The organism is Glutamicibacter sp. JL.03c (assembly GCF_025854375.1).
GTDB lineage: Bacteria > Actinomycetota > Actinomycetes > Actinomycetales > Micrococcaceae > Glutamicibacter.
Window position 1 is genome coordinate 2,855,575 of sequence record NZ_CP107575.1, and the last position, 24,986, is coordinate 2,880,560.

At 63.7% G+C, this 24,986-nt stretch carries 26 protein-coding genes; 3 read left to right on the plus strand and 23 right to left on the minus strand.

All coding sequences use genetic code 11. The annotated features are described in order from the left end of the window. Nucleotides 1–45: 45 nt before the first annotated feature. The 3 genes from OF385_RS13230 to OF385_RS13240 all read right to left on the minus strand — a co-directional run bounded on the left by OF385_RS13230 (nt 46) and on the right by OF385_RS13240 (nt 3,994). On the minus strand, nt 46–1,569 hold the full coding sequence (locus OF385_RS13230) for an APC family permease (RefSeq protein ID WP_264275771.1): 1,524 nt from the start codon (nt 1,567–1,569) through the stop codon (nt 46–48). A gap of 118 nt (nt 1,570–1,687) precedes the next feature. Then, entirely contained in the window at nt 1,688–2,560 is an 873-nt protein-coding gene (locus tag OF385_RS13235; RefSeq protein ID WP_264275772.1) for a universal stress protein, read from the minus strand. Nucleotides 2,561–2,563: 3 nt separating this feature from the next. Beyond that, the gene (locus OF385_RS13240) at nt 2,564–3,994 is read right to left on the minus strand and encodes a flavin monoamine oxidase family protein (RefSeq protein ID WP_264275773.1); all 1,431 of its coding nucleotides are present in this window, start codon (nt 3,992–3,994) and stop codon (nt 2,564–2,566) included. A 106-nt stretch (nt 3,995–4,100) separates the two neighbouring features. Between OF385_RS13240 and OF385_RS13245 the strand changes: the two genes are divergently transcribed. After that, entirely contained in the window at nt 4,101–4,754 is a 654-nt protein-coding gene (locus OF385_RS13245) for a TetR/AcrR family transcriptional regulator (RefSeq protein WP_264275774.1), read from the plus strand. After that, nucleotides 4,751–4,972: a LapA family protein gene (locus OF385_RS13250; protein WP_264275775.1), complete on the plus strand. Its 222-nt coding sequence runs from the start codon at nt 4,751–4,753 to the stop codon at nt 4,970–4,972. Before OF385_RS13245 ends, OF385_RS13250 begins: the two co-directional genes overlap by 4 nt. On the opposite strand, the gene OF385_RS13255 is transcribed toward OF385_RS13250, so the two are convergent. The 15 genes from OF385_RS13255 to OF385_RS13325 form a co-directional block, all read right to left on the minus strand. Beyond that, nucleotides 4,969–5,157 carry a hypothetical protein gene (locus tag OF385_RS13255; protein WP_264275776.1) on the minus strand — a complete coding sequence of 63 codons (189 nt, stop codon included), beginning with the start codon at nt 5,155–5,157 and terminating at the stop codon, nt 4,969–4,971. The genes OF385_RS13250 and OF385_RS13255 overlap by 4 nt on opposite strands. A gap of 165 nt (nt 5,158–5,322) precedes the next feature. After that, entirely contained in the window at nt 5,323–5,694 is a 372-nt protein-coding gene (locus OF385_RS13260) for a hypothetical protein (RefSeq protein WP_264275777.1), read from the minus strand. Nucleotides 5,695–5,958: 264 nt separating this feature from the next. After that, nucleotides 5,959–6,198: a hypothetical protein gene (locus tag OF385_RS13265; protein ID WP_264275778.1), complete on the minus strand. Its 240-nt coding sequence runs from the start codon at nt 6,196–6,198 to the stop codon at nt 5,959–5,961. Between the two features lie 199 nt (nt 6,199–6,397). Beyond that, nucleotides 6,398–6,886 (minus strand): Lrp/AsnC family transcriptional regulator, encoded by a 489-nt coding sequence (locus OF385_RS13270; protein WP_264275779.1) that lies wholly within the window; start codon nt 6,884–6,886, stop codon nt 6,398–6,400. Between the two features lie 54 nt (nt 6,887–6,940). Beyond that, nucleotides 6,941–7,459 carry a DedA family protein gene (locus OF385_RS13275; RefSeq protein ID WP_264275780.1) on the minus strand — a complete coding sequence of 173 codons (519 nt, stop codon included), beginning with the start codon at nt 7,457–7,459 and terminating at the stop codon, nt 6,941–6,943. After that, a complete protein-coding gene (locus OF385_RS13280; RefSeq protein ID WP_264275781.1) occupies nt 7,456–8,712 on the minus strand; it encodes an MFS transporter in 1,257 nt (418 codons plus the stop codon). The genes OF385_RS13275 and OF385_RS13280 overlap by 4 nt, the downstream gene beginning before the upstream one ends. Further along, nucleotides 8,712–9,851: an NAD(P)/FAD-dependent oxidoreductase gene (locus OF385_RS13285; protein ID WP_264275782.1), complete on the minus strand. Its 1,140-nt coding sequence runs from the start codon at nt 9,849–9,851 to the stop codon at nt 8,712–8,714. The genes OF385_RS13280 and OF385_RS13285 overlap by 1 nt, the downstream gene beginning before the upstream one ends. Continuing rightward, nucleotides 9,852–10,169 carry a non-heme iron oxygenase ferredoxin subunit gene (locus OF385_RS13290; protein WP_264275783.1) on the minus strand — a complete coding sequence of 106 codons (318 nt, stop codon included), beginning with the start codon at nt 10,167–10,169 and terminating at the stop codon, nt 9,852–9,854. Between the two features lie 68 nt (nt 10,170–10,237). After that, nucleotides 10,238–11,155: an N-acetylglucosamine kinase gene (locus OF385_RS13295; protein WP_264275784.1), complete on the minus strand. Its 918-nt coding sequence runs from the start codon at nt 11,153–11,155 to the stop codon at nt 10,238–10,240. A gap of 79 nt (nt 11,156–11,234) precedes the next feature. Continuing rightward, nucleotides 11,235–11,993, minus strand: a complete 759-nt coding sequence (locus tag OF385_RS13300; RefSeq protein ID WP_264275785.1) for a sulfite exporter TauE/SafE family protein — start codon at nt 11,991–11,993, stop codon at nt 11,235–11,237. Next, nucleotides 11,956–13,029, minus strand: coding sequence for an ABC transporter ATP-binding protein (locus tag OF385_RS13305; protein WP_264275786.1), 1,074 nt, complete (start codon nt 13,027–13,029; stop codon nt 11,956–11,958). The genes OF385_RS13300 and OF385_RS13305 overlap by 38 nt, the downstream gene beginning before the upstream one ends. A gap of 6 nt (nt 13,030–13,035) precedes the next feature. Then, a complete protein-coding gene (locus OF385_RS13310) occupies nt 13,036–14,115 on the minus strand; it encodes an ABC transporter ATP-binding protein (protein ID WP_264275787.1) in 1,080 nt (359 codons plus the stop codon). A gap of 4 nt (nt 14,116–14,119) precedes the next feature. Further along, nucleotides 14,120–15,109, minus strand: coding sequence for an ABC transporter permease (locus OF385_RS13315; RefSeq protein WP_264275788.1), 990 nt, complete (start codon nt 15,107–15,109; stop codon nt 14,120–14,122). 19 nt (nt 15,110–15,128) lie between these two features. After that, nucleotides 15,129–16,142: an ABC transporter permease gene (locus tag OF385_RS13320; RefSeq protein ID WP_264275789.1), complete on the minus strand. Its 1,014-nt coding sequence runs from the start codon at nt 16,140–16,142 to the stop codon at nt 15,129–15,131. Between the two features lie 48 nt (nt 16,143–16,190). After that, nucleotides 16,191–17,774: an ABC transporter substrate-binding protein gene (locus tag OF385_RS13325; RefSeq protein WP_264275790.1), complete on the minus strand. Its 1,584-nt coding sequence runs from the start codon at nt 17,772–17,774 to the stop codon at nt 16,191–16,193. 272 nt (nt 17,775–18,046) lie between these two features. On the opposite strand from OF385_RS13325, the gene OF385_RS13330 reads away from it, so the two are divergent. After that, the gene (locus OF385_RS13330) at nt 18,047–19,009 is read left to right on the plus strand and encodes a 2-hydroxyacid dehydrogenase (protein ID WP_264275791.1); all 963 of its coding nucleotides are present in this window, start codon (nt 18,047–18,049) and stop codon (nt 19,007–19,009) included. A 72-nt stretch (nt 19,010–19,081) separates the two neighbouring features. Here OF385_RS13330 and OF385_RS13335 read toward each other — a convergent pair whose 3' ends face one another. The 5 genes from OF385_RS13335 to OF385_RS13355 all read right to left on the minus strand — a co-directional run bounded on the left by OF385_RS13335 (nt 19,082) and on the right by OF385_RS13355 (nt 24,986). Continuing rightward, entirely contained in the window at nt 19,082–19,801 is a 720-nt protein-coding gene (locus OF385_RS13335) for a FadR/GntR family transcriptional regulator (RefSeq protein ID WP_264275792.1), read from the minus strand. Nucleotides 19,802–19,862: 61 nt separating this feature from the next. Continuing rightward, complete coding sequence (locus OF385_RS13340) at nt 19,863–20,996, minus strand: L-talarate/galactarate dehydratase (RefSeq protein ID WP_264275793.1); 1,134 nt, start codon at nt 20,994–20,996, stop codon at nt 19,863–19,865. Nucleotides 20,997–21,243: 247 nt separating this feature from the next. Beyond that, a complete protein-coding gene (locus OF385_RS13345; RefSeq protein ID WP_264275794.1) occupies nt 21,244–22,605 on the minus strand; it encodes a gluconate:H+ symporter in 1,362 nt (453 codons plus the stop codon). A 456-nt stretch (nt 22,606–23,061) separates the two neighbouring features. Further along, nucleotides 23,062–23,460, minus strand: coding sequence for a universal stress protein (locus OF385_RS13350; protein ID WP_264275795.1), 399 nt, complete (start codon nt 23,458–23,460; stop codon nt 23,062–23,064). Further along, nucleotides 23,457–24,986 carry a tripartite tricarboxylate transporter permease gene (locus OF385_RS13355; RefSeq protein WP_264275796.1) on the minus strand — a complete coding sequence of 510 codons (1,530 nt, stop codon included), beginning with the start codon at nt 24,984–24,986 and terminating at the stop codon, nt 23,457–23,459. The genes OF385_RS13350 and OF385_RS13355 overlap by 4 nt, the downstream gene beginning before the upstream one ends.

Genomic DNA, 24,986 nt, shown 5'->3' on the forward strand with positions numbered 1-24,986 from the left:
GTGATGGGCTCACGGGTGGTTCACGACTGGGAAATCATCGACTGATTACTTCAGCACCTTATAGGTCTTGATGGTTTCCCCCTTGAAGAAGGCAGGCTGGGTGATGCGCATGTAGATCATCACGGCGACGCCCAGGAGCAGTACTCCGACGCCCAGGATGAACACCATCCCGATGCCACCGATTTCAGATCCCGAGCCATAGCCTGGATCCAGCGAATCAACCGCCGTAACGAAAAACATCACCAGCAGGATGACACCTCCGAGAAGTGGTGCCAGGAATCTGAAGAAGAAGTTCCTGGCGCTGTTGAACAGCTCGCCACGGAAATACCAGACGCAGGCCAGGGCGGTCAGGCCGTAGTAGAAGCAAATCATGAGTCCCAAAGCTGTGATGGTATCCCACAGCGCGTTTTCCGAGAGCAACCGGGTCACCACGTAGAATCCCGCCGCTGCGCCGGCAGACACGACCGTCGCCACGGACGGGGACATGAACCTCGGGGAGATCTTCGCAAATCGGCTCGGCAAGGCCTTGTAGTATCCCATGGCCAACAAGGTGCGGGCTGGTGAAACCATCGTCGACTGCAGCGAGGCCGCTGAGGAGGACATGATCGCAAGCGACATCAGCATGGCCAGGGGTCCCATGACGGGTCCGGCCAGGACGGCGAAGATGGATTCCTGATTCTCCGGATTTCCCGCGCCGAGCCCGGTCGTCCCAACTCCCGCGAAATACAGCACGGCGGTGGCAACGGCCAGATACAGGGCGATAATGATCAGCACGGTCCATGTCGAGCCACGACCGGGAACCTTGTTGGGATCTGTGGTTTCCTCATTCATGGTCAGGGTCACGTCCCAGCCCCAGAAGACGAAAATTGACAAGGAGATGCCAGCGGCGAAGGACGTGAACGTCTCGACTCCCGCAGGGTTGAACATCTCCCAGGTGATGGGGGTCGGATCATAAGGTGTGCTGGAGGTGAACGCCATGATGGAGAACAGCAGCAGGACGCCAACTTGGAAGCCGACCAGCACATATTGGAAGATCTTCGTGGCGTTCATGCCGCGGTAGGAAATGTAGGCGGCGGCAGCGATGAACACGAGCGTAGTGGGGATGTTGATCCACAGGTTCTCGGTCAGCTCCGCGATCGCCGGCTGGCCGGTGACTTGGGCCAGCAAGATGTAGAAGAAGTCCACAGCGACGGCCGCCAGGTTGGAGAGCACGATCACCGTGGCGGCGATCAGTCCCCAGCCGCCCATCCATCCGATCATGGGGCCGAAAGCGCGGGTGGCCCAGGTGAACGAGGTTCCCGAATCGGGCATGGAATTGTTCAGCTCCCGGTAGCCAAGGGCCACGAGGAGCATGGGGATGAACCCGGCAATCAAGATGGCCGGGAGGCTGGTGCCGACCTCTGCCACGGTGGCGCCGAGCCCGGCGGTCAGGGTATAGGCCGGGGCGATGCAGGAGATGCCTATGACAATCAGCCCGAGAACACCGACGGTGCCCTTGGACAGGCCTTTTTCGTGCAACCCGCTTGCGGCGGCGGCAGGATGGGCATCCTGGCTCAGGTCGTGCGACATGTTGGTAAACCTTTAGCTTGAGTGAGGCGATAGTGCGTCGGTCAGAAGTACCGCGCCACCTTTCCATCAGTACGGTTGAACAGTGAGGGGTGCCGCCAGCGGGTGTCCGCTGGCGTGGCTAGTTGCGCGGTCCAGGATGCGCAATGACTCCGAGGGGCACAGAGAGCTTGCCGAGGATGCGTTGCGCCTTGGGACCGATGAAGAGCCGGCGGTCAGCTGCCAGCCTGGCCGACCCGAACAGGGCCAGGTCGCCGGCCTGCCAGGAGAGTTGCCCGGCGGCTTCATCCAGGCTGCGTCCCACCACCACGTCGATGCTGGCCTCGAGATCCATGGAACCAGCCAGTTCGCGCAGTTCCGCGCTGGTGCTTTCCACGTGCGCCTGCAGGTCTCGTTCCGGATCCTGGACGTCGAAGGGCAAGACCAGCGTCACCACGCGCAGGGGCACTGCACCGCCGGCAGCCAGCCGCGCAGAATGCTCGATGACACCCTTCGCTCCGGGGCGATCCCCTACGAATGCGGTGATCCTCGTCAGCTTGCCGTCCGCTGACCTCAGGGTCTCCATTGCCGCGGGCGAGGACATGTAGACCGGGACCGGCGAGGAGTGCAGCAGCGCGTTGGCAATCGCGCCGGGCAGGAAGAATCCGGCGCGGTGGCGTTTGCGTCCGCCGAGCACAATGCCATCAGCCTGGTGTTCCTGGGCGAGGGCGATCAGCCCTTCGGCTATCGAGGGCAGCGAGCGGGCCACTACGCTGGCCTTGATCCCGGCTGGAACCAAGGCCAGTGCGTGTTCAGCCCACTGGTCGACCTGGGCGGAGAGGATACTGGAGTATCCGTGGTCCCCGCCCGGGTAGACCGCGTTGAACGGTGCAGCTGCAGGCAGCACGATGGCGATCCGCAAGGACCCTTCGGGGTATCCCGACACCAGTGCGCTGGCCAATTCGATGGCCTCGGCGCCCCGCTCATCCGCGGTGTAGCCTACGAGCAGTTTCATGGTCTACGCGCTGATCTTGTCGTCGACCGCGGTCAGGGTCTGCACGCCGTCGTAGTTTTCGTCGTAGCTGGTGCCATCGAGCTCTGCGATGATGCGCGCCGCGGAGCGGCGGCCCATGCGCACTGCGCCGTCAACATGCTGGAAGCCTTCGCCCGCCAAATCCGAGGAGCTGAAGAAGATCGGGCCGACATTATCGTTCTGGGTCGGGCCGAAACGGTGCAGTCCGCCCAGGTCGTAGCTGGTGGCGTAGGCTCCTCGGGTCCACTCTTCGGAGCCGAAGTCCGAAAGGTAGAAGACCTTGGGATCCAGGGTCTTCTCGCCCAGGAACTCGGCCATGGCCTTGAGCACGACGTCCTTGCGCTCTTCGTCCGATGCCAGCGACCAGACCTTGTCGGCTTCCACGTCGGAAATGAAGCCGACCAGGGTGCCGGTCTCTTCCCCGTCGAAGGTGTTGTCGTAGACTTCCTGGACCAGGTGGTTCGGACCAAAGCAGGTCCCCGAGAGCCCTTCTTCGCGCCAGAACGGGGTGTCGTAGACCGCGTGCACCTTGATGACAAGGCCCATGGACTGGTGCTGGTGGGTGATCTGCTGCCACCGCGGCAACGGCGGGAAGTAGCTGATGCGGCTGTACAGGTTCGGCGGCACCGCAAGAACAACCTTCTTGGCCTTCACGGTGACATCGCTGCCGTGGGCCACAACTCCTTCTTCGCTCCATTCCAGCTTCAGCACTGGGTTGTTCAGGTACACCGAGCCTTCTGGCAGGCGCTTGGAGACCTCGATGGAGACGCCCTGCATGGAGGTCTTCATGCGGCGGTCAAGGATGAAGTCTTCATCGACCAGGTTGTCGAAGGAGCCTGCTGACGAGGCCATGAGCACTGCCTGCAACGCGGAGAAGGCATGGGCTGGCTTGGTGAGCATGCCGCCGGCGATGAACAGGCCGATGTTGTTGCAGGCGGTCTCGTCATCGGAGTTGCTGCGCAGGAAGTGATGGAAGGAGATGGTGTCCAGTTCCGCCGCGCGCGGGTGCTCCCATGGCTTGTCCGGGTTCATTTGAGCTGCCAGCTGGTTCATCAGCTCGATCAGCTTGTTCATTTCGGCCACGGTGGACTCTGCCACCGGGAAGTCGTCGCCCTCGTAGATGATCGATTCGCCGGCTTCGGTGCGGTAGACGCTCTTGCCTTGCTTGTAGCGCTCGAAGGTCTCGATGCCCAGCTCTTCGATCAGCGAGTACAGGCCGGTCTGGTCAGGGCTGATCCATTGGCCTCCGATTTCGATGGTGGCCCCGTCCATGACGTCGGTCCAGGTGCGTCCGCCGACGCGGTCGCGGGCTTCGAGCACGGCAACGGATTTGCCTGCCTTGTTCAGCTCGTAGGCTGCGGTCAGACCCGATGGGCCGGCACCGATGACTACTACGTCGCGTTCCAGATGTTCCATGAACAGCTCCCTCAAACAATAAAATGAATTCAGTTCATTTACTTGTCATATAGCATAGGGGAAGAACATCGACTTGTGAAGCAACCCACGTCAGGAAGTGAAACGCATGACCGAATCGGGCACCCGGCGCGCTGGAAGACCGCGCAAAGCGGTACTCACTCGCGAACGCATCACCGCGAACGCGCTAGAACTGGTTTCCGACAGCGGGTACGAGCACCTGACCATGCAACGTCTGGCCAAGTCGCTGGGTGTTTCCCCGTCGGCTTTGTATAACCATGTGGACTCAAAACATGACTTGATGCAGTGGATCCAGGAATTGGTCATGACCGATATCGACACCACAATTTTTGATACTGAGCCACTGACCGAAGCCCTGGTCCAGTGGGCGACGAGCTACCGCGATGTGTTCGCCCGACATATCCCATTGATCCCGATCATCGCAGTGCTTCCGGTCTCGGATTCCCCGCGCACCCTGAGCATGTACGAGCGGGTCGCCGAGGCTCTGAAGGACTACGGCCTGGCTGAAAACGAGATCATTCCAAGCATCGTTGCCTTGGAGTCATTCATCTTCGGCTCCGCGATGGACACCGCGGCACCGCACGATATTTTTGATACGACAAATCACAAGGACCTCACCCCGCACTTCACCCAGGCGGTGGCCGCGCAACGGAAAACCCAGCTGAACACCAGCGACGATTCCTTCCAGCGAGGACTTTCGGCCATGATTGCCGGCCTGCTGAGCACCGGCAGCGCGTCATGAGTGGAAAGGAACGCAAGCCGCGGCGCTTCGCTTTGATTCCCCGGCAGTGGGCAGCCATCGCCCTGGTGATCGTAGCGCTGGTTTTCATCTTGCAGAATCTGACCTACGTGCGCGTGGAGTTCTTCCTCATCCACACAGCTGCGCCGCTGTGGCTGGTCCTGCTGGTGACCCTGGCGGCAGGCTACGCCATTGGCTGGTTCTCAAAACGGAGAGACTAGTCTTCCAAAATGGCCCACTCGCCGACTTCTTCATTCTGCGAGTCGTAGACATCCTCCTGGGCGCCGGGTTCCAGCGGGTACATGGCCACGCGCTGCGACCAGTCGCTCAAAATGCGTTGAAGCTCCTCCATCGGCTTGAGCTGCATGTTCTCGGTATCAAAATTGACTTCCAAAACAAAACGCATGGCCCGCTCCTAGTTCTTCCGGTTGCCGCCATCCTATGCCCGAGCACGACGAAAATCGAGAGTTGCCGAGAGCGCGCCGTCGTGAAAATTCAGTGGGATCAGATAGAAAAATAGCGAGCGCCCAAGGAGCCTTGGATTCTCGCTATCGGAGGGTGCAGCGGGCAGCTACTGGACGCCACCCATGTAGGCCAATGACTGGAGCGCTTCGTTGCCGCCCACCTTGTACAGGGCCAAGACCAGGCCGCCGAATACAATGCCCATGGCAGCGCTGAAGCCAAGCGAGATCTTGACCAGCGAACGCACTTCTCCGCGACTGACTTCAGCTTCATCGTTGAGGTACTTGGCTGCGCCCTGGCTGAAGCTGGCAGCTGGGGTCAAGGCACGAGCAGGAAGGGTCAGCAGATTTGATGCGGAGTCGGTCTGGCCGTCGCGGAGGATCGCAATGGTGGCTCGGTTCCTGCGATCCTGGCGAAGCTTCACGATGTTGGCGCCATGGCGGGCCAAGAGAATATCTTCACCGAGCGGGATCGTTGCCATTGCTTGTGCTCCTAGTTAATTTCCATCACGTCTTTCCAGCACTATCAATGATTTCTGAAACGTTTTATCCCCGTAACCCTTTTGTCGAGAACCACACATGCTCCTGTGATGCAATCCGCATGATTCTGGGGCAAAATCGACTTTTCAGGTGACCGGGGACATAGCCGAGAACAAATTCGCCATGCTGGCCCATAATCGTTTCCGGCAAGAAAAAACCCGAGGGCATGAGTTCCCTCGGGTATTTTTCGCCGGTCTTGAAATCGCTTATGCGGTCTTCAAGTCGTTGTTCTTTTGCTGTCGCTTGGCCTCGCGGATTTGAATGCCCAGATCATGGTTCGACAGATCTTCGGGTGAAGCGACACCGCGCCGGTAGGCCTTGGCTACCAGGGCTTGGCGAATTTCGGCTTGGTGGTCTTTCTTGTAGCGGATCACCATGAAGACGCTCACGATCGCCAAGACAATCAGAGTCACCACTGCAGTCAGAATCGTAGTTTCCAGAGTCATAATCTTCTCGGCCTCCCCATTTTTCAGTCGCTGCTGCATTTGGCCCGCTCGTTTAGCCGGAGAACTTCGTCCGACGGCCGAGGGACCGCAGTATTGCTAAGAGAAGAACAACAAGTTTAGCATATTTCTTCGAAGAGCGCCCACAGGTATCGCTGACTCCTACGACAAAAGGGTCATCGAGGCCAAGTACTGGATGAAGCTAGAACTCCCCGTGCCCCTGCCCATGTTCGAAGACCAGCGACGTCTGAGTTGTCGCGACCGCCGGGTTCGCCGAGAGGTTATCCAGGACGAATTGGCGGACGTCAGCCGAGTTGCGCACTGCCACATGCAGGACAAAGTCATCGGCGCCGCCGAGGAAAAACAGCTGTCGAACTCCAGGTTTGGTTTTCATCTCGCTGGCAAAATTGGCCATGAGATGGCGGGCTCCCGGGCGGATCTTCACGAAGATCAGGGCTTCGAGCTCGCGGCCGAGAACCTGTGGGTCCACCTCGATGGTGAACCGGGTGATCACCCCGGAGTCGCGCAGGGCGTTCAAGCGCGCCAGGCATGTCGAGGCCGCAATCCCCAGCTCTTCAGCCAGCGAATTATTGGTCCGCCGAGAATTCTTGCTGAGCAATGCCAGGAGCCTGCGATCAATCTCATCGAGTTGCACGGTGCGGTTCTCGCGCTTCGATAGATTCAACGACATGTCGCCGCACCTGCTCTCTGATTCCGTGGATCGCTGAAATCATCATACGACCGCCTAGCAATTGATTTCGGATGATTCCGGGGGCGCTGATTCTTGGGCAGACCGCGTGCGGGCCCGCCGCCGCAAGACGATCAACACGACCACGCCGATCAGCGCCAGACCGCCTGCAACCCATGGCCAATCCAAAGCCAGCCAGGCATAAAATACGGCTAGCCCCACTGTGGTGTAAATAGTGGACCATAGCAGCGCGCCCACGGCCACGGCCGGGAGGTAGCGGCGCAACGGCATGCGGCTGATCCCTGCCGAAGCGTTGACCGCACTCTGGATTCCGAGCGTGAGGAAGCTCAGCGGGATGGCGAAGAGGCCCCAACGTCCAATGAATTTCTGCGCCCTGCGGTAGACCGGCCCATGCAGATGCTTCTGGAACCGGGTGTGCTCCACGCCCTTGGCGAGTCCGCGGCCCACCCAATAGGTGGCGTTGCCCCTGGCAAAGGCCCCAAGGAAGAAGAAGATGAACGTCACGCCAAACGGCGCATCGTTGATCAGCCAGGAAATGGACTCGGCGATGATCATGGCACGCTCTTGATCTTGCGCACCAGCACCGCCCCTAGCAAGCTCACCGCCACCGAGCACAGGAACAGGGTGGGATAGCCGCCAAGCCAGGTCACTGCCAGCCACGCGACGAGTGGTGCCACTACCTGGGGCAGGGAATTGGCGATATTGATCATGCCCAGATCCTTGCCTCGCGAATCAGCGGTCGGCAGCACCTGGGTGAGCAACGCGAAATCCACGGCAAGGTAGGCCCCGAATCCAAGCCCCAGGAGCACCGCGGCGATAATGGCCATGGTGAAGGTCGAGGACATGGCCATCACGCCAGCGGCCGCGGCAACAATCACCGAGGAGATGATGACGTACTTCTTGCGGCGCCCGTCCCGGTCCGAGAGCTTGCCGGAGATGACGGAGGAGAAGATGACACAGAAGGCATAGATCGCCGTCAGCACCAGCACGCCCTGGGCGGGTTCAGGATGGCCGATGGCATCCTGCAGGAAGTACAGGAGATACACCAGGCACAGTTGGCTTCCGAGGTACAGCAGGAATCGGGTCAGCCACGCCCACCCGAAGTCCTTGTGCTTGAGCGGATTGATCCAGAAACTGCGTGCGAATTGCAGGGGCGTGAGCGGTTCCAGTGCGCCCTTGGGCAAAGGGGTGTCCTGGCGCATCAGCACGAAGGGCACCGCGCATAGTGCCACGGCCAAGGCAACGAGCGCATACCCGAACACCAGATTGCCCGCGGCCACCATGCCGATCACGGCACCGATCAGCGAGCCGCAGGTCTGGCCCAAGGCGACGAGTCCGCCGACCACTCCGCGCTGCTCGACGGGCACTCGATCCGGTATCGCCGCGAAAATGGCTGCCACCGCGGCATTTCCCGCGGCCTGCATCAGCGCCCAGCCAAGGACCAGAAGCCCAACGGTATGCGCGGTGGACATCAGCAGCAGCGCCAGCGCGCCGCAGATGGTTCCGCAGAACACCCATGGAATGCGGCGCCCGAACCTTGAGGTGCTCCGGTCGCTCAGGGCGCCAAAGAGCGGGTTCGCCACCAGCGAGACCGCGGCGCCCACCCCGGTGACCAGCGAGAGGATGGCCCCCTTCTGGCTGGCATCAAGCTGCTCGGCATGCAGCCCAAGCAGTACCTGGATCGGCGCGAAGAACCCGACGTTGATGCCGATATGGACGGTGACCACGGCGGCGATCCAGCCGCGGCTGACCCGTAGGGTGGGCGCCTGCAGCGCCAGTGGGAGCTTCGCTGGTTCAGCGGTGTTCATCAATCGCTCCGTCCTAGTTCGCGAGGACCCACGCTCGGGTCTTCCAGGTGCTCGATGCTCGGTGCGGAGCCCCGCGCGACCAGGCGCTTGACAGCCTTGGCCATCAGGCCCCCGTCAACCATGCTGGCTGCCACCAGCACGCCGTGGGCATCCAGGCCGAATACGGCTTGGAGCTTGCCGCGGCGGTTGCGCCGCAGCACGGTGGAAGCCGCCTGGCGGAAGTCCCCCACGGTTTCCACATGCATCTCGTGTCGGTCCGTCCAGAACCAGGGCACCGAACGCTGCACCGGGGCGGCCCCCAGGATCGTGGCCGCCGCCTGGGCGGCATCTTCCATCGCCGCTTCCCAGTGCACTGTTCGGCGAGCGCCCTGGTGCCGGGCGGCATCGCCGATGGCCAGGACCTGGCGGTGGCCCAGCGCGCGTTGCTGGGCATCGACAAGGATTCCGTCATCCACCTCGAGCCCCAGGGCGGAGGCCAGCGCGGTGTCCGGGCGCACCCCGATCGCGCTGAGGATCACCTCGGCCTCGAGGCGCTGGCCATCAACCAGGACGTGGTCCGCTGCAATGCGTTCCACGGTTCCGGTGATGGTCCTGATCCCCCGCTGTCCATGATCTGCATGCAATTGCGCGGCGAGCTCGTGGCCGAGGACCGGCGCCAGCGGGGCCTCGGAGTTGGATACGAGGGTCACCTGCGCGCCGAGCATGCTGGCAGTGGAAGCGAATTCTGCTCCGATCAGCCCCGCCCCGATGACCAGGACTTCCAGCCCGAACATCGAGTCATCCAGTGCCTGGGCCAGCGCGGCGGCATCCGCTGCGGTGTGCAGCGTGCGCGCATGCCCTGCTCCGGGAACCTCCAGCAGCTCCGGGGTGGTGCCGGTGGCCAGCACGACCCAGTCGTCCGGTGCGGCAGGCAAGGGCAGCTGCGCGATCTTCTCCTGCCGCAGCTCGATGCCGTGCTCGGCGTACCAGGCGGCCGGGACGAAGGGCTCGATCTGCAGCGATTTGCTCAGCGGCGGCCGGTCATAGGGCAGGCCCTGGGGCTCGCTGATGATGATGGTGCCGGCGTAGTGCTGGCGCACCAGTTCCCTCGCCAGCGTGTAGCCGGCCACGCCGCCGCCGATGATATGGACCGAAGGCATCTAGAAGTCGAGCTCCAGGAATCCGTCCACCACATTCACCGGGTAGCTGCGCGCGTCCACGGTCGCCGGCAGGCACTGGACCCGGCCGGTCTTCAGGTCGAAGGTCGACGAGTGCAGCGGGCATTCCACCGAGCAGTCCTCGATCCATCCTTCAGACAGCGAGGCAACCTCGTGGGGGCACTCATCTTGCAAGGCGTAGAAGTTGCCGTCCTCGGCATGGAAAATCGCAATGTCTTCGCTTGCACCGCTGTCACTGGCGCTGACCAGCAACGATTCTCCCTGGGGAACTAGTTCCGCGGAACCGACTCGATAGCTCAAGATCACTCCTTATTGCTTGGCATCATCCTTCCTATCTTGTCATTGATCCACGGACCGCGCATTGCCAGCTAGCTCACGCGGATCATCGGCCACAGCGCATGGTCTGTGGTCAGCGAGGCGAGCAGCTGCGCCCCGTCCAGTCCGCTGCCGGCCGCCGGGACCAGGTCCACGGATGGATCCAACGCCTGCAGCTGGCGAGCGAACTCCGCGCGCAGCACCTGGTTGCCGAACACCCCGCCCATCGCGGCGATCCGGCACGAGCCATCTTCTGCCGCGTGGGCGCGGTGCGCCGCGGTGACCGCGCTGAAAGCCAGCTCCCGGGCCGCATCGCGGCTGATCTGCGCGGCAATCCGGTCGCTGCCGGCCCAGCGGGCCACCGCCCGCGCCAGGGAGGCCACCTCGCTGACCATGCCGGGCGAGGACTGCAGCTGGATATAGGCTTCATCGAGCTCTGGCCAGTGCTCGCGCACGGCGCCGCTGAGCAAGGTGTCCGCTCCGCGTCCGTCATGGGCGCGCATCACCGCGTCCAGCGCCCGGCGCCCGATCCAGTACCCGCTGCCGGCATCCCCCATGATGTGGCCCCAGCCATCGACCCGGGCCACGGCCTCGCGGCCCACACCCAGGGCGACCACGCCGGTGCCAGCAGCAATCACTGCGCCGGGACCGCTGCCCAGCGCGCCGAGATAGGAGGTCAGCGAATCGTGGGCCAGCAGCACCCGCTGGACCCCGGCCACCGCCAGCTCATCTCGCAGCGCGGCCGCATCGTGCTGCGCCCGCGTCAGCCCGGAGAGCCCAACGGCGATCACCCGCGGGGCGAGCGAAGTGGATTCCATCGCCTGGCGCACCGCGCCGGCCACCTGGGCAAGCAGCGGCTCATCGGTGCGGATCCCCGGCCCGGTGACTTCGCGGCTGCTCCCGCTCTCGTCCACAGCACGGATTTTCGTCCCGGTTTGGCCGCCATCCACGGCCATCATTGGCAATTGCATGCTCCCGCTCCCCGCTCCTTGATGTCCCAGCCCGCTGCCACGAGCATGCCGGCTGCCGGATCCCAGATTATCCCCCCTGCTAGGGCAGCAGCAGACCGGCGATCAATACCAGCGAGCCGAGCACCGAAAATCCCAGGGCCAGCATCCGCTGGCGGCGGGCATCGATGGCACGGTTGATCCACCCGGAGAGCAGGAAGCCCGCGAGCACCATCGGGCACAAGGCGGCCAGGGTGGCCAGCACCTCGGCGCGCACCTGCCCCGCGAGGGCCAGCATGAGCAGGGAGATGACGGAGCCGGCCAGGAAGAAGGCGCTGAGCGTGCCGCGCACGCGCGCCGGCTCCTGGCCTTGCAGGACCAGTGCCATGGGGGCGCCGCCGATGGAGGTCGCGGTGCCCATGATTCCCGAGAGGGCCCCGGCGGCCAGCAGGGCGCGCCGATGGGCGACCGGTTTCCAGCCGATGAATGAGGCCGCAACGGCGCCGAGCACGCTCAACGCCACAGCCCAGGTCAGCAGTTCCAGCGGCAGGATGACCACCAGCCACGTGCCCAGCAGGCTGCCCGGTATCCTCCCGGCCAGTGCCCAGCCGGCCCCCGGGACGTCGACGCTGGCGCGCTCCCGGAGCACCGACAGCAGCCCGATGACCGCGCCGAGGCAGATCACGAACGCCGGCAGCAGCGAGGGCTGCACGATCCCCACCACCGGCGCCGCGACCAGGCCAGCGCCAAATCCAATGGATCCCTGCAGTCCGGCCGCCGCGCACAGCGTTAAGGCCAGGATCGCGTACTCGGCCGGCGACACGCTAGGCTCCGGCCGGAACCAGGCCCGCCTCCCGTGCATTGGCCACCGGGAAGTGGCATAGCGCGCTTTGCAGGTCCGCCTCCCCGGCCCGGCCGGGCATGCCCAGGCTGATCGCCCCGTCCTGCCCGCGCACCTGCTCGCCGGGCTGCTGTGCCGAGCAAATCGGCTGGGCTTTCCAGCAGCGGGTGCGGAACCGGCAGCCGGAAGGCGGATCCAGCGGCGAAGGCAGCTCGCCGGCCAGGACGATGCGCTCGGCGGGACGCTGAGCAGGATCCAATTTCGGGGAGGCGGACATGAGCGAGGCGGTGTAGGGGTGCATGGGCGCGTCGAAGACCTGCTCGGTGGTGCCGGTCTCGATGATGCGGCCCAGGTACATCACGGCCACCCGGTCGGTGACGTGGCGGACTACCGACAGATCATGGGAGATGAAGATGTAGGACACGCCCAGCCGCTGCTGCAGCTCATTGAGCAGGTTCAGGACCTGGGCCTGCACCGAGAGGTCCAGCGCCGAGACCGGCTCGTCGAGGATGATCAAATCCGGATTCAGTGCCAGCGCCCGGGCGATGCCGATGCGCTGGCGCTGGCCGCCGGAGAATTCCTGCGGTGATTTGGCCGCATCGGTGCGCCGCAGCCCGACCAGGTCCATCAGCTCGCCCAGCCGCTGGTTGCGGGCCGCCGACCCGGGGTACAGGTCCTTATGCGTGGCAAAGGGCTCGGTGATGATCTGCCCCGCGGTCATCCGCGCGTTCAGCGAGGCGAACGGGTCCTGGAAGACCATCTGCACCCGCCGGCGCCAGCGCAGCAGCTCCCGGCCCTTGAGCCCGAAGGGATCCTGCCCGTCGAAGGAGATCGTGCCGGAATCCGGGGTCTCGAGCATCATCAGCGTGCGGGCCAGGGTCGACTTGCCGCACCCGGATTCGCCCACCAGGCCCAGCGTCTGCCCGCGCTCGACGCTCAGGCTGATGCCGTCCAGGGCTTTGAGCTCGCGCCCGCCAGCCACATGGAAGGTCTTGGAAACGTCCTTGACGTCCAGGACGGTGTCGGCCGCTGGCGCGGCAGGGTTCGTGGTATGCATGGGGACTCAGGCTCCTTCGTTCATCGCGTGGGCGGCGTTGCTGGCGGGGGTGGACGAGCCGGCATTGGCCGCCGATTCGGCCAAGGCGTTCAGCGGGAAGTGGCAGGCAGCCTGCTGGTTCCCTGCCGTGGCCCGCAAGGCCGGACGCTGGTCGCGGCAGATCTGGGAGACCAGCGGGCAGCGATCCTGGTAGACGCAGCCGGCGGGAATCTTGGACAGTTCCGGAGGCGATCCCGGGATGGAGGACAAGCCGCTGCCACGGTGGGCGTCGGTGGGCACCGAATCCAGCAGGCCCTTGGTATAGGGATGGGTCGGGTTGGCGAACACCTGGGCCACGGTGCCCTGCTCCACCACGTTGCCGGCGTACATCACGCAGACGTCGTCGGCCTGCTCCGCCACCACCGCCAAGTCGTGGGTGATGAGCACGACGGCCATATCGGCTTCCCGGCGCAACGTGGCCAGCAGCTCCATGATTTGCGCCTGCACGGTCACGTCCAGCGCGGTGGTCGGCTCATCGGCGATCAGCAGGCGCGGCGAGAGCGCCACCGCCATCGCGATCAGGATCCTCTGGCGCATGCCGCCGGAGAACTGGTGGGGATAGGAGTTGACGCGGGTCTCCGGTTCCGGAATGCCCACGCGGCGCATCAGCTCGATCGCTTCGGCCTTGGCTTGCTTCTTGGACAGGCCCCGGTGGATCCTGAAGGCCTCCCCCAGCTGGGTGCCGATGGTGTAGACCGGGTTCAGGGCCGTGAGCGCATCCTGGAAGACCATGCCCAGGCCTGGCCCGGCCACGGCGCGCCGCTCGCGATCGGACATCTGGTTCAGGTCGCGGCCCTCGAGGATGGCTTGGCCCCCGGCCACGTAGGCCACCGAATCCAGCAGCCCGGCCACGGCCTTGGCGGTCATGGACTTGCCGCACCCGGACTCGCCGAGCAGCGCCAGGGTGCGTCCGGCGGTGGCGGTGAACCCCACCTCGGAGACCACGCGCACCACCCCGCGGGGCGTGCGGATATCCACATCGAGGTCGATGACTTCCAACACGGTGCCGCCGGTGGCGGCGTTCTTATCTATGGTCAACTGGCTCATGATCCTACTTCGCATCCTTGATGGTGCTCTTCTTCATCGATTTCACGGCTTGCTTGTCGACCGTCAGGCGCCAGCGCTGGGCCGGGTCGGTGGCAATGCGCATCCAGGCGGCCAGCACGTTGGCGGCCACGGCGGTCAGCACGATGGCCAGCCCGGGCAGGATCGACAGCCACCATGCGGTTTGCAAGTACTGGCGCCCCTGGGCGACCATCAGGCCCCAGGACACGTCCGGCGGCTGGATGCCAATGCCCAGGAAGGACAGCGAGGATTCGGCCAGCATCACGAAGCAGAACTCCAATGTGGCCAAGGTCAGCAGGGTCGGGATCACCACCGGGATCACATGGCGGGCGATGATCAGCGTCGGCCTGGTTCCGAAGGTTCGCGCTGCGTCCACAAAGGTCCGCGACTGCAGTTCTGCCGACTCGGCCCGGGCGGTACGCAGGTACACCGGGATGCGGGTGATGGCCAGGATCAGCACGATGTTCGCTGCCGAGGGCGAGAAGACGAACAGCACCACCACCGCCAGCAGCAGCGAGGGGAAGGACATGATGATGTCGGCAATGCGCATCGAGATCGTCTCCCGCCGGCCCCGGTGGTATCCGGCCCAGACGCCCCAGAGCGAGCCGATGACCAGGGCCACGGCCACCGCGGGCACCGCGACCAGCAGCGTGGTGCGGGTGGCCACCACGATGCGGGCCAGCATCGATCGGCCCAGCGAATCCGAGCCCAGGATGTATTGCCATCCATTGGCCGGGTCGAAGGGCGCCTTGTTGATGAACATCAGATCCTGCTTCACGGCGGTCTCGCCCATCAGCACGGGTCCGAAGACCGCCACGAATACCACGAAGAGCAAGAACACCGCCGCGACGGTGGCGAACTTGTCGCGCAGCAGCATCTTGAACATGGAGGGCTTGCCGGCGCGCAGGGCCTTGCGCGCTTCGGCTTTGGAAGGCAGCACGGCCGTGGCCGCGGCGCCCGTTGCAGTTTCGCTCATGATAGTTACAGCCCCTTGCCTAGGCGCCGACCGGTGCGGCGGCGCCGGTCTGCTCGTTGTTGTTGGCATCGTGCGATTTCAGCTCTTCCCGGGCCTTGCGGCGCTGGCGGCGCCCGGCCGAGGGCCGCACCCTCGGGTCCAGCAGCGCGTAGAGCAGATCGATGATGATGTTCAGGATGAAGATGGCCACCGCGGTGACGAACACGCAGGCCTGGAGCACCGCGAAATCACGCTGCAGGATGGAGTCGATCATCAGCTTTCCGATACCGGGCCATCCGAAGATCGACTCGACCACCACCGCGCCATTGACCAGGCCCACGGTGAGGTCGCCGGCGACGGTCAAGGCCGGGGCGGCGGCATTGCGCAGGGCATGCTGGCTGATCACGCGGGCCTGGGTTGCGCCCTTGGCCCGGGCCAGCTTGATGTAGGGCTCGGACAGCGCCGAGACCATGGCGCCGCGGATGACCTGCACCAGCGTGCCGAACGGCCGCATGACCAGCGTGGCAATCGGCAGCACCCAGGCTCCGGCGCCGAGCACGCCGGAGGTCGGCACCCAGCCCAGGGTGATCGCGAAAACCCAGATGCCCACGATGGCCAGCCAGAAGTCGGGAATCGATGCGGCGATCATGGAGACGAAGGAGGCGAAGCGGTCCAGCACGCCGTTGGGCTTGAGCGCGGCGATCGATCCGACAACGATCGCCAGCAGGATCGCGATAGCCATCGTGAACGCGGCCAGCTGCAAGGTGGCAGGGAAAGCACGCAGCGCCATGAGGCCTGCGTCCTCCCCGGTGCGCATGGAAGTCCCGAAATCCAGCTGCAGCAATCCGCCGAAGTAATCGAGCATCTGGGCCCAGATGGGCTGGTCCAGTCCATTGCGCGCCGCGAAGTCGGCGCGCATTTGCTCGGTGGCATTCAACGGCAGGTACAGCGAGGAGGGGTCTCCGGTCATGCGCGCCAGGGCGAAAACACCAATGACCACGACGATCAGCGGTATGGCGGACGAGAGGATTCTCTTGCGAAGATAAGTCAGCATGGTGCTACGTGCTTTCCTTGTGTGTGGTGGTTCAGCCAGCGTGGCGGGCTACTGGCCGGCCGGAGTGACCTCGGCCAGGCGCAATTCATCGCCCGAGGAGGAGTTCGGGGTGTAGCTCACGGCCTTGGAGATTCCGAGCATGCCGGTCTGGTGGCTGATGTGCGCGAACTGGACGAGGTTCTCATTCTGGTACTTGAAGACCTCCTCGAAGTCCTTCTGCCGTTCCTCGCCGGTGGCGTTGTCGGCCTTTTCGATCAGCTTGTCCATCTGCTCGGTGCCGAAGGCTGACTGGGCCCCCTTGGTGGTCATGTACTGGTCCACGGTGAAGGCGGCGTCACCGGCCTGGTTGCCGTGCTGGATCATGACCATCAGTGCGTTGTCGGACTCGGGGAAGGGGCGTACCTGGTACTTGAGCTGCTGGCTGGTTTCCAGCATTTTCAGATCCACGCTCAGCCCGATGTCGGTGAGGTTCTGCTGGATCACCTGGGCCAATTCCTGGATGCGGGGGAACTGCGCGGTGCGCACGACGAACTCGATCGGGGCCGAGACATCGGCGCCGTCGGCCTTCGCTTCGGCGACCAGCGACTTGGCCTTGTCCATGTTGAATTCCCAGATCGGCAGCGAGGCATTGTGGCCGACCACGCCCTCGGGCACCAGCTGCGAGGCGACCTTGTCGCGGTCCCCGTAGAGGGATTTGACGATCGTCTCCTGGTCGATGGCGTAGTTGATGGCCTGCCGGACGCGGATGTCATCTAGCGGGGCCGCGTTGTCGTGCATGCGCAGGGCCACGGTCTCATTGTTCGGGTAGGAGACCCCCAATTCGCCGATATTGTCCTCCGGGCTGAGCCCGGTGGCGATGTCGGCTTCGCCCGCGGTGATCATCGAGGCGCGCACGCTGGCCTCCGAACGCCACTGGTAATTGGCCTTGGCGAAGGCCGGCTGATCGCCCCAGTACTCGGGGAAGGCCGCGAGATCGATCGACTGGCCGGCGGTCCAGGTCTCCAGCTTGTAGGGGCCGGTGCCAATCGGCTCGCGCACCTTCTCGGTGGCCGAGGTCTCCGCAGGCACGACCTCCAGGAAGGACAGGCGCAAGGGGAGGATCGGGTCCTTCTTCACCGAGGTGACGCTCACGGTGTAGTCGTCGACCACCTTGACATCCAGGTCGTCATCGCCGAAGACATAGCCTTCGACGTCGCAGCCGATCTTCGAGTTCACGGCCCGGTCGATGGTCGCCTTGGCGTCCTCGGCAGTGAAATCGGAGCCATCGTGGAACTTGACCCCTTCGCGCAGCTTCAGGGTGTAGGTCTGCTCGTCGTCGCTGCTCCACTCGGTGGCCAGTTTCGGCTCGAGCTCGCCCGAGGTGGGGTTGCGTTCAATCAGCGGCTCGGTGATGGTGGAGCGGTCGACGATGCCGGTGGAGGTCAGGTTGGAATCGCAGGCTTCGAGCGTTGGCGGCTCCTGCTGCAGGACCACCCTCAAGGTATCCGAGGCCGCGGCACTCTGGCCTCCGGCCTCCCCCGAATTGGCCACCGAGCAGCCTGAGAGCGCGGAGGTGCCCAGCAGGGCGCCGGCCGCTACAGCCATGGAGATCTTGTAGCGTTTTCCTGAAATTCGTTGCGGATTGAACATCATCGTTTCCTTCGCTTCGCGAGTGTGGTCGGCAGCTGAATGTGATCGGCGCCACCTTGTCCGTCCCACAAATATTCAGTCCGCCCGCACACCGGGTCAAGGCGCATGACCAGCTTTGGCCGCCATGCGACACGGCCGCCATGCCGCTACAGGATGTGAAGCAACTGTGACTTTCCCGACATTTGGCACCAGAATGGGAATCAATACTGAAGCAGTATTGATCTATGCAATCTGCATGTTGGACGGCATCAGTGAGTTCTCCCTACGATGCAGGTATGAGTAACGAGAACCCCATTACCGGCGACCAGATCCTGCGCGTTGGACCGGTGAACCCGGCCGTGGCCGCCATCCTGAATGACGAGTTCCAGGCCGCGGTGCTGCCCGGAGCCGATGACCGCGATGCCTGGCTGGAGGAACACGGTGCAGGCATCCGCGTCGCCGTCTGCTCCGGAAAGATCGGCGTGGACACCAAGCTGCTGGAAAAGCTGCCGTACCTCGAGGCCATCGTGAATTTCGGTGTCGGCTACGACGCCACGGACGTGGCCCAGGCCAAGGAACGCGGAATCCCGCTGAGCAATACCCCCGATGTGCTCACCGACTGCGTCGCGGACACCGCGCTGGGACTCTATCTGGATACCTTGCGCCGGCTCAGTGCGGCCGAGCGCTTCGTGCGGGCTGGAACCTGGGCCAGCGGGCAGAACTTCCCCTTGGCCACCAAGGCCAGCGGCCGCAAGGTGGGCATCCTGGGCCTGGGCCGCATCGGCCAGGCCATTGCCGACCGGCTTGAAGGGTTCGGCTGCGAGATCCACTACCACTCGCGCAATCCGAAGCAGGATGTCCAGTACCCCTATCACGCATCGGCTAGGGACCTTGCCGCGGCCACCGAGGTGCTCATCGTGGCCGCCGCCGGCGGACCGGACTCCGCTGGCCTGGTCAATGCGGACGTCATCGAAGCGGTGGGCCCCGAAGGATTCATCATCAACATCGCCCGCGGCTCGGTCATCGACGAGCCGGCCTTGATCCGCGCGCTGCAAGAAGGCACCCTGGCCGGCGCCGGCCTCGACGTCTTCGCCAACGAGCCCGAGGTTCCGGCCGAGCTGCTGGAACTCGACTCCGTGGTGCTGCTGCCGCATCTGGGCTCGGGCACCGTGGAAACCCGCGCCGACATGACAGCGGTGACCATCGGGAATTTGCGTTCCTTCCTCAAGGACCGCACGCTGCTCACGCCCATCTACTGACGCAGGGAGCTGCGCAACGCCGCGAGCGGGGCCGCCGATGCCGGCGGCCCCGCTCGCGGCGTTGCGCTGCGCCTAGCCGAACTTCTTCGGGTGGGCTCCCGATTCGCGTTCCAGGCGCTTGATGGAATTGGCCAGGTGCTGGCGCATGCTGGAGGCGGCCAGCAGCTGATCGCCCGAGGCGATGGCTTCGCGTATCGCCTCGTGCTCCTCGGCGACTTGCTGGAGCCGCGGCGAAAGTTCCCCCGACTGCTGGTCGAACCGCTGACGAGGCATCGCGATCATGGCCGGCCCGAGGGTTTCCAGGGCCTGGATGACATATTGGTTCGCCGTCGCCTTGGCCACGGCCAAATGGAATTCGTAGTCGCAGCTCATGGTCTGCGAGGCATTGGACCCCGACGCCCGGAACGCCGCCAGGGCAAAGTCCATGTCGGCCAGGGCCGCAGAACTCGGGCGCCGGGCCGCGGCCGCCGCGCCCTGGCATTCGACGCCCATGCGGAATTCGAGCAGCTGGCGCCGCTCCTGAAGGGTGCGCGGAACTTTCCCGGACGGCGAGTCGCTCTCATCGCGCGGCGGCGTCAACGCGAAGCTTCCGGCCCCGCGCCGGGTATATATCAGCCCTTCGGCCTGGAGCCGGAGGATGGCCTCGCGCACCACCGTCCGCGAGACGCCATGCTGGGCGATGAGGGTATTCTCGCTGGGCAATTTGTCACCGGGGGCTATCTGCCCGTCGGTAATCATTTCACGCAGCGACTCGACCAGCCGGCTGGTGAGATTCGTCTTGCTCTTCTGCATAGCTCTAAGAATAAGCGCGGAAGCACGCCACGCATGCTTCCGCGCCGGTTATCGGCTAGGCCTAGGCCTGGCCGAACTCCACGGTTTCCAGGGTCCAGGCGCGTGCCTGGTCGCTGAGGGTGAACCCCAGGCCCGGGCGGTTAGGCAGGAGCATGCGTCCGCCCTCGGTCTCCAGTCGCTCATTGAACAGCGGGTCCAACCAGTCGAAGTGCTCGACCCATGGCTCGCGAGGGTAGGTCGCGGCCAGGTGCAGATGGATTTCCATCGCGAAGTGCGGGGCCAGATCCAATCCAGCCTGGTCGGCGAGGGTAGCCAGGCGCAGGAACTGGGTGATGCCGCCGACGCGGGGAGCATCGGGCTGGATGATGTCGCAGGCACGCGCCTCGATCAACCGCTCGTGTTCGGCCACCGAAGCGAGCATTTCGCCGGTGGCAATCGGGGTATCCAGCGCGGCGGCCAGCTGCGCGTGGCCTTCGGCGTCATAGGCATCCAGGGGTTCCTCGATCCAGACCAGGTCGAACTCTTCGAGACGGCGGCCCATGCGCAGCGCGGTGGCCCGGTCCCACTGCTGGTTGGCATCCACCATCAGCGGAACGTCGGGGCCGATATGCTCGCGCACTGCGGCCACGCGGCGCAGGTCTTCCTTGCTGTCAGGCAGGCCGACCTTGATCTTGATTCCGCCGATGCCCTCTTCAATCGACTGGGTCGCGCGATCCTTGACCTCTTCAATGGAAGCGTTCAGGAAGCCCCCGGAGGTGTTGTAGGTGCGCACCGAGTCCCGGTGCGATCCGAGGAACTTGGCCAGCGGCAGACCCGCGCGCTTGGCCTTGAGGTCGTAGAGCGCGTTGTCAATGGCGGCCAAGGCCTGCGTGGCAACACCGGAACGGCCCACCGAAGCGCCAGCCCACAGCATCTTGGTGTACAGCTTGGCGATATCGTTGGGGTCTTCGCCGATGATGTTCGCGCCGATTTCCTTCACATGGGCATACTGCGCCGGTCCGCCGCCGCGCTTGGAGTAGGAGAAGCCCAGGCCCTCATGGCCTTGCTCGGTGGTGATTTCGGCGAAGAGGAACGCCACCTCGGTCATCGGCTTCTGGCGACCGGTGAAGACCTTGGCATCGGAAATGGGGGTGGATAGCGGGAGCCGCGCCGTGGAGAACTTGACGTGGCGGATGGCATCAGGGGTGTAGCTCATGGGGAGAATCCTTCACAAAAATCCAATGGGCGCTGCGCGCTCAACCTACAACTTATAGTACAAGCTGATAAGTTATCTAACAAGTGATTTCTGCGAGATTCTTCCCGGCTGGACCGCATGGACCCGCCTTCGCGCGAATGCAGCCGGAGCGCAGGGCGCGCCAAAGCCCCCGCCGACTCCTTGGAGTCACGGCGGGGGCTTTGGAGGCAGTGCACCGCAGCCGGTGTCAGCGCGGTGGCATCACCGACTAGCCGAGGAAGGTGCTCAAGAGCAGCACGCCCAGCAAGCCCAGCACCGAAAGCACGGTGGTGTACGAGGTGCGCACCGCCAGCGCCTGGCCGACATTGAGGTTGAAGTATTCCTTGAACATCCAGAAACCAGGATCATTGACGTGGCTGAAGGCCAACGATCCGCACGCGGTGGCCAGCACCATCAACTCGGGCGATGCGCCGGTTGCTGCGACCAGTGGTGCCGCGATGCCAGCGGCAGTTGACACGGCAACGGTGGCCGAGCCCAGGGCAATGCGCAGCACCGCAGCGATCAGCCAGGCCAGGATAATCGGGTTCAGGTCCCAGCCGCTGGCCTGCTGCGCGATGTAGTCGGCAATGCCCGCGGAAACGAGCACCTGCTTGAAGGCTCCACCGGCGCCGATGACGAGGATGATCATGGCCATGGCCCGGGCGCCTTCGCTCATGGAACGGCCCACCTGGGACATCGTGCGGTTGTGCGCCGGGCCAAAGGCGATCGTTGCCACGATCAAGGCAAAGAGCAGCGCAATTTCGGGCGAGCCGATCAGCTTCAGGACATGGTGCCAGGTCGTTTCCTCTTCGCCCAGGCTCATCAGGATCACCTCGGCGCCGGCGATGAGGATCACCGGCAGCAATGCGACGAAGAAGGACATGAAGCCGGAAGGCAACTCGCTCTCCTTGAATTCCTTGTCAGCAAGCAGCCCCTGTGGCATCTCGGGGTTGATGCGGCGCACGAAAGGCAGTCGAGGCCAGAGCATCGCCATGAGGGCGCCCGCAGGCACGGCAATCAGCAGGCCATAGGCCAGGGTCAGGCCCACCGAGGCGTCGTAGAGCCCGGCGACAGCGGTCGGACCCGGATGCGGTGGCAGGAATGAATGCATCGTGGACAGCGAAATGGACATCGGCAGGCCGACCCACAGCAGATTGACCTTGGTGGCACGCACCAGCGTGAACGCCACCGGCACCAGGATCACGAAGGCGACTTCGTAGAACATCGTCACGCCGATCAGCATCGAGGCAACGATCATCGCCCACTGCACGCCCTTGGCGCCGAACACATTCAGGATCTTTCCGGCGATTCGCTGAGCGGCGCCAGCGTCGCCCATGACGCGGCCAATCATCGCTCCGAGGCCGACAACGATGGCGGTTCCGCCCAGCTGGCCACCCACACCGTCCTTGATCACTTCGGGGATCTCGGCCAGGCCTGCCGGCTCGCCGTCAACCGAGAAATTACCCGTGGCCACCGCCCAGAATGCGACGAGCGCCGAGACGAGCAGCAGCGAGATAAAGCCATTGAGCTTGAACTTCATCATGAGGACAAGCAGCACAACGACTGACAGGCCAACAATGACCATTGGCATAATGCCTCTCCGATCTTCTTGAAAAATTTGGGGGCATGCTCCGTGGCATGCGGGCACTTGACCTTATTTGGGGGATCGAGCAATCCAGCCTCGGAATTTGTGCCAGCAATCACGTTAGCCACGCCACACGCATTGCGTCCAAGACCGCAGAGGCATTCAGTAATGCCCGCTCGGTATTATTCGATGGAAAATATTACGCATTTGCCACGTAACCGGCGGACGAACTGGGGTTCTGGGCACTCGAGAAAAGTGATTCGACAATGAATCCCGTTCGATGCGGACGCAAACTGTGACCACAATCACCGGTTTACCGGGCGTTTTTGCCAGTGGCGATCTTTGGCCCGGCTTCAAGGAGACCTGGGCCCCGGTTGCATCTAATACCTATCGGGCATAACAAAGGGGCTCGCCCGCGTTCCCTTTCGAGAACGCGGGCGAGCCCCTCGGACTGCCGGGACGCTACCCCTCGGCGGCTTTCACGGCCAGCACAGGTCGATCCGCCTGGAGCAGGATGCGCTGGGCATGTGAACCCATGATGAACTTTCCAACCTGGGTTCGATGGCGCAGGCCGATGACGATCAAGGACACCTCGTGCTCCTGCGCCAAGCGAAGGAACTCCTCGGTGAGGTCATCCCGGTAGGTGGACTCGATGATCCTGCTGCTGATTCCCGCCTTGGCCACCGCTGCATGGACTTCCGCCCAGTCATCGGTGGAGGCGGTGTTCTTGTCCACGAGCGCTCCTTCGCGTGATGAATTCACGATCAGCAGCTCTTCAGAGCGGATCCTTGCCTCGGCAATGGCGGCGTCCACTGCTGCTTTGCCCACCGCTGTGGGAACGTAGCCGACGATGATGCTCATACTTTTTCCTTTTCGTCCGCGACCTGTGCGGCCAGCGGCTTCTTCTTGTTCTTGACGATCGCGCCTTTCACCATCGGCCAGAGGGCGACAGCGACAAAGATGATGATCAGCACAGCGGAAATTGGACGGCTGAAGAATCCGCCAAGATCGCCATTGAGCACCAGCAGCGAACGGCGCAAGTTTGACTCGAGCAGGCTGCCCAGCACGAATGCCAGCACCAGCGGGCCCGGTTCAAAACCGAACTTCTTCATCAGGTAGCCGATGGCACCGAAGATGACCACCATCATCACGTCGAACATCGAATTCCGAATGGTGTAGGCACCGAGCATGGTGATCATGGCGGTGATCGGCGCCAAGATGGCAGCGCGAATGCGCAGGATGCGAATGAAGACGCCCACCAGGGGAATGGACATCAGCAGCAGCAGGATGTTCCCGATGTACATGGAGTTCACAACACCCCAGAACAGATCGGGGTCCTCCTGAATCAGCTGGGGGCCCGGAGTCACGCCTTGGATCAGCAGTGCACCGAAGATGATGGCCATCGTGGCGTTGGCCGGGATCCCCAGGGTCAGCAGCGGAATGAACGAACTCGTGGCGGCCGCGTTATTCGCTGTCTCAGGACCGGCTACACCTTCGATGGCGCCCTTGCCGAACCGCGTTGGATCCTTCGCGGACTTCTTCTCCATGCCATATGAAGCCAGTGAAGCGATTGTTGCGCCACCACCAGGCAGGATGCCGAGGAAGAAACCCAGCACCGAGCCGCGGCCCATGGCCGGAGCGGCCTGCTTGATGTCCTTGCCCGAAGGCCAGACGCGCTTGACCTTGATCGGGGCCTTGGCCGCGCGGTGCCGCTCTTCCAGGTTGTAGAGAATCTCGCCAACACCGAACAGGCCCATGGCGATAGGCACGAAGTCGATGCCATCAGCCAGAGACAAGTTTCCGAAGGTGAAGCGTTCCACCCCGGTGAAGCCGTCACGGCCCATGGTGGCCAGGAACAAGCCCACCGCGGCAGCGATGATCGCCTTGATCTTGGAGCCACCGGAAATCGTGGCGACCAGCAAGATTCCCAGCATGGCCAGTGCGGTGTATTCCGGTGGCCCGAAATCCAATGCGAAGCTGGCCACGAGCGGGGCCAGGAAGGTCAGGCCGATGATGGAAATTGTGGCACCGGCGAATGACCCGATAGCCGCAATGCCCAGGGCCGTCCCGGCGCGCCCCTGTTGTGCCATGACGTAGCCGTCGAAAACGGTCACCACGGAGCTTGCCTCGCCCGGCAGGCGCAACAACACCGAGGTGATGGTTCCGCCGTACTGTGCGCCATAGAAAATGCCGGCGAGCATGATGATCGCGGTAACTGGCTCCACTCCATAGGTCAACGGGAGCAGAATAGCGATTGTTGCTGCCGGGCCTAGGCCTGGGAGCACACCAATGAGCATGCCTACCACGACGCCCAGAAGGCAGTAGAGAAGATTTGTGGGGTCGAGGACGGTGCCGAAACCGTCCAGTACTGGACCAAAGAATTCCAT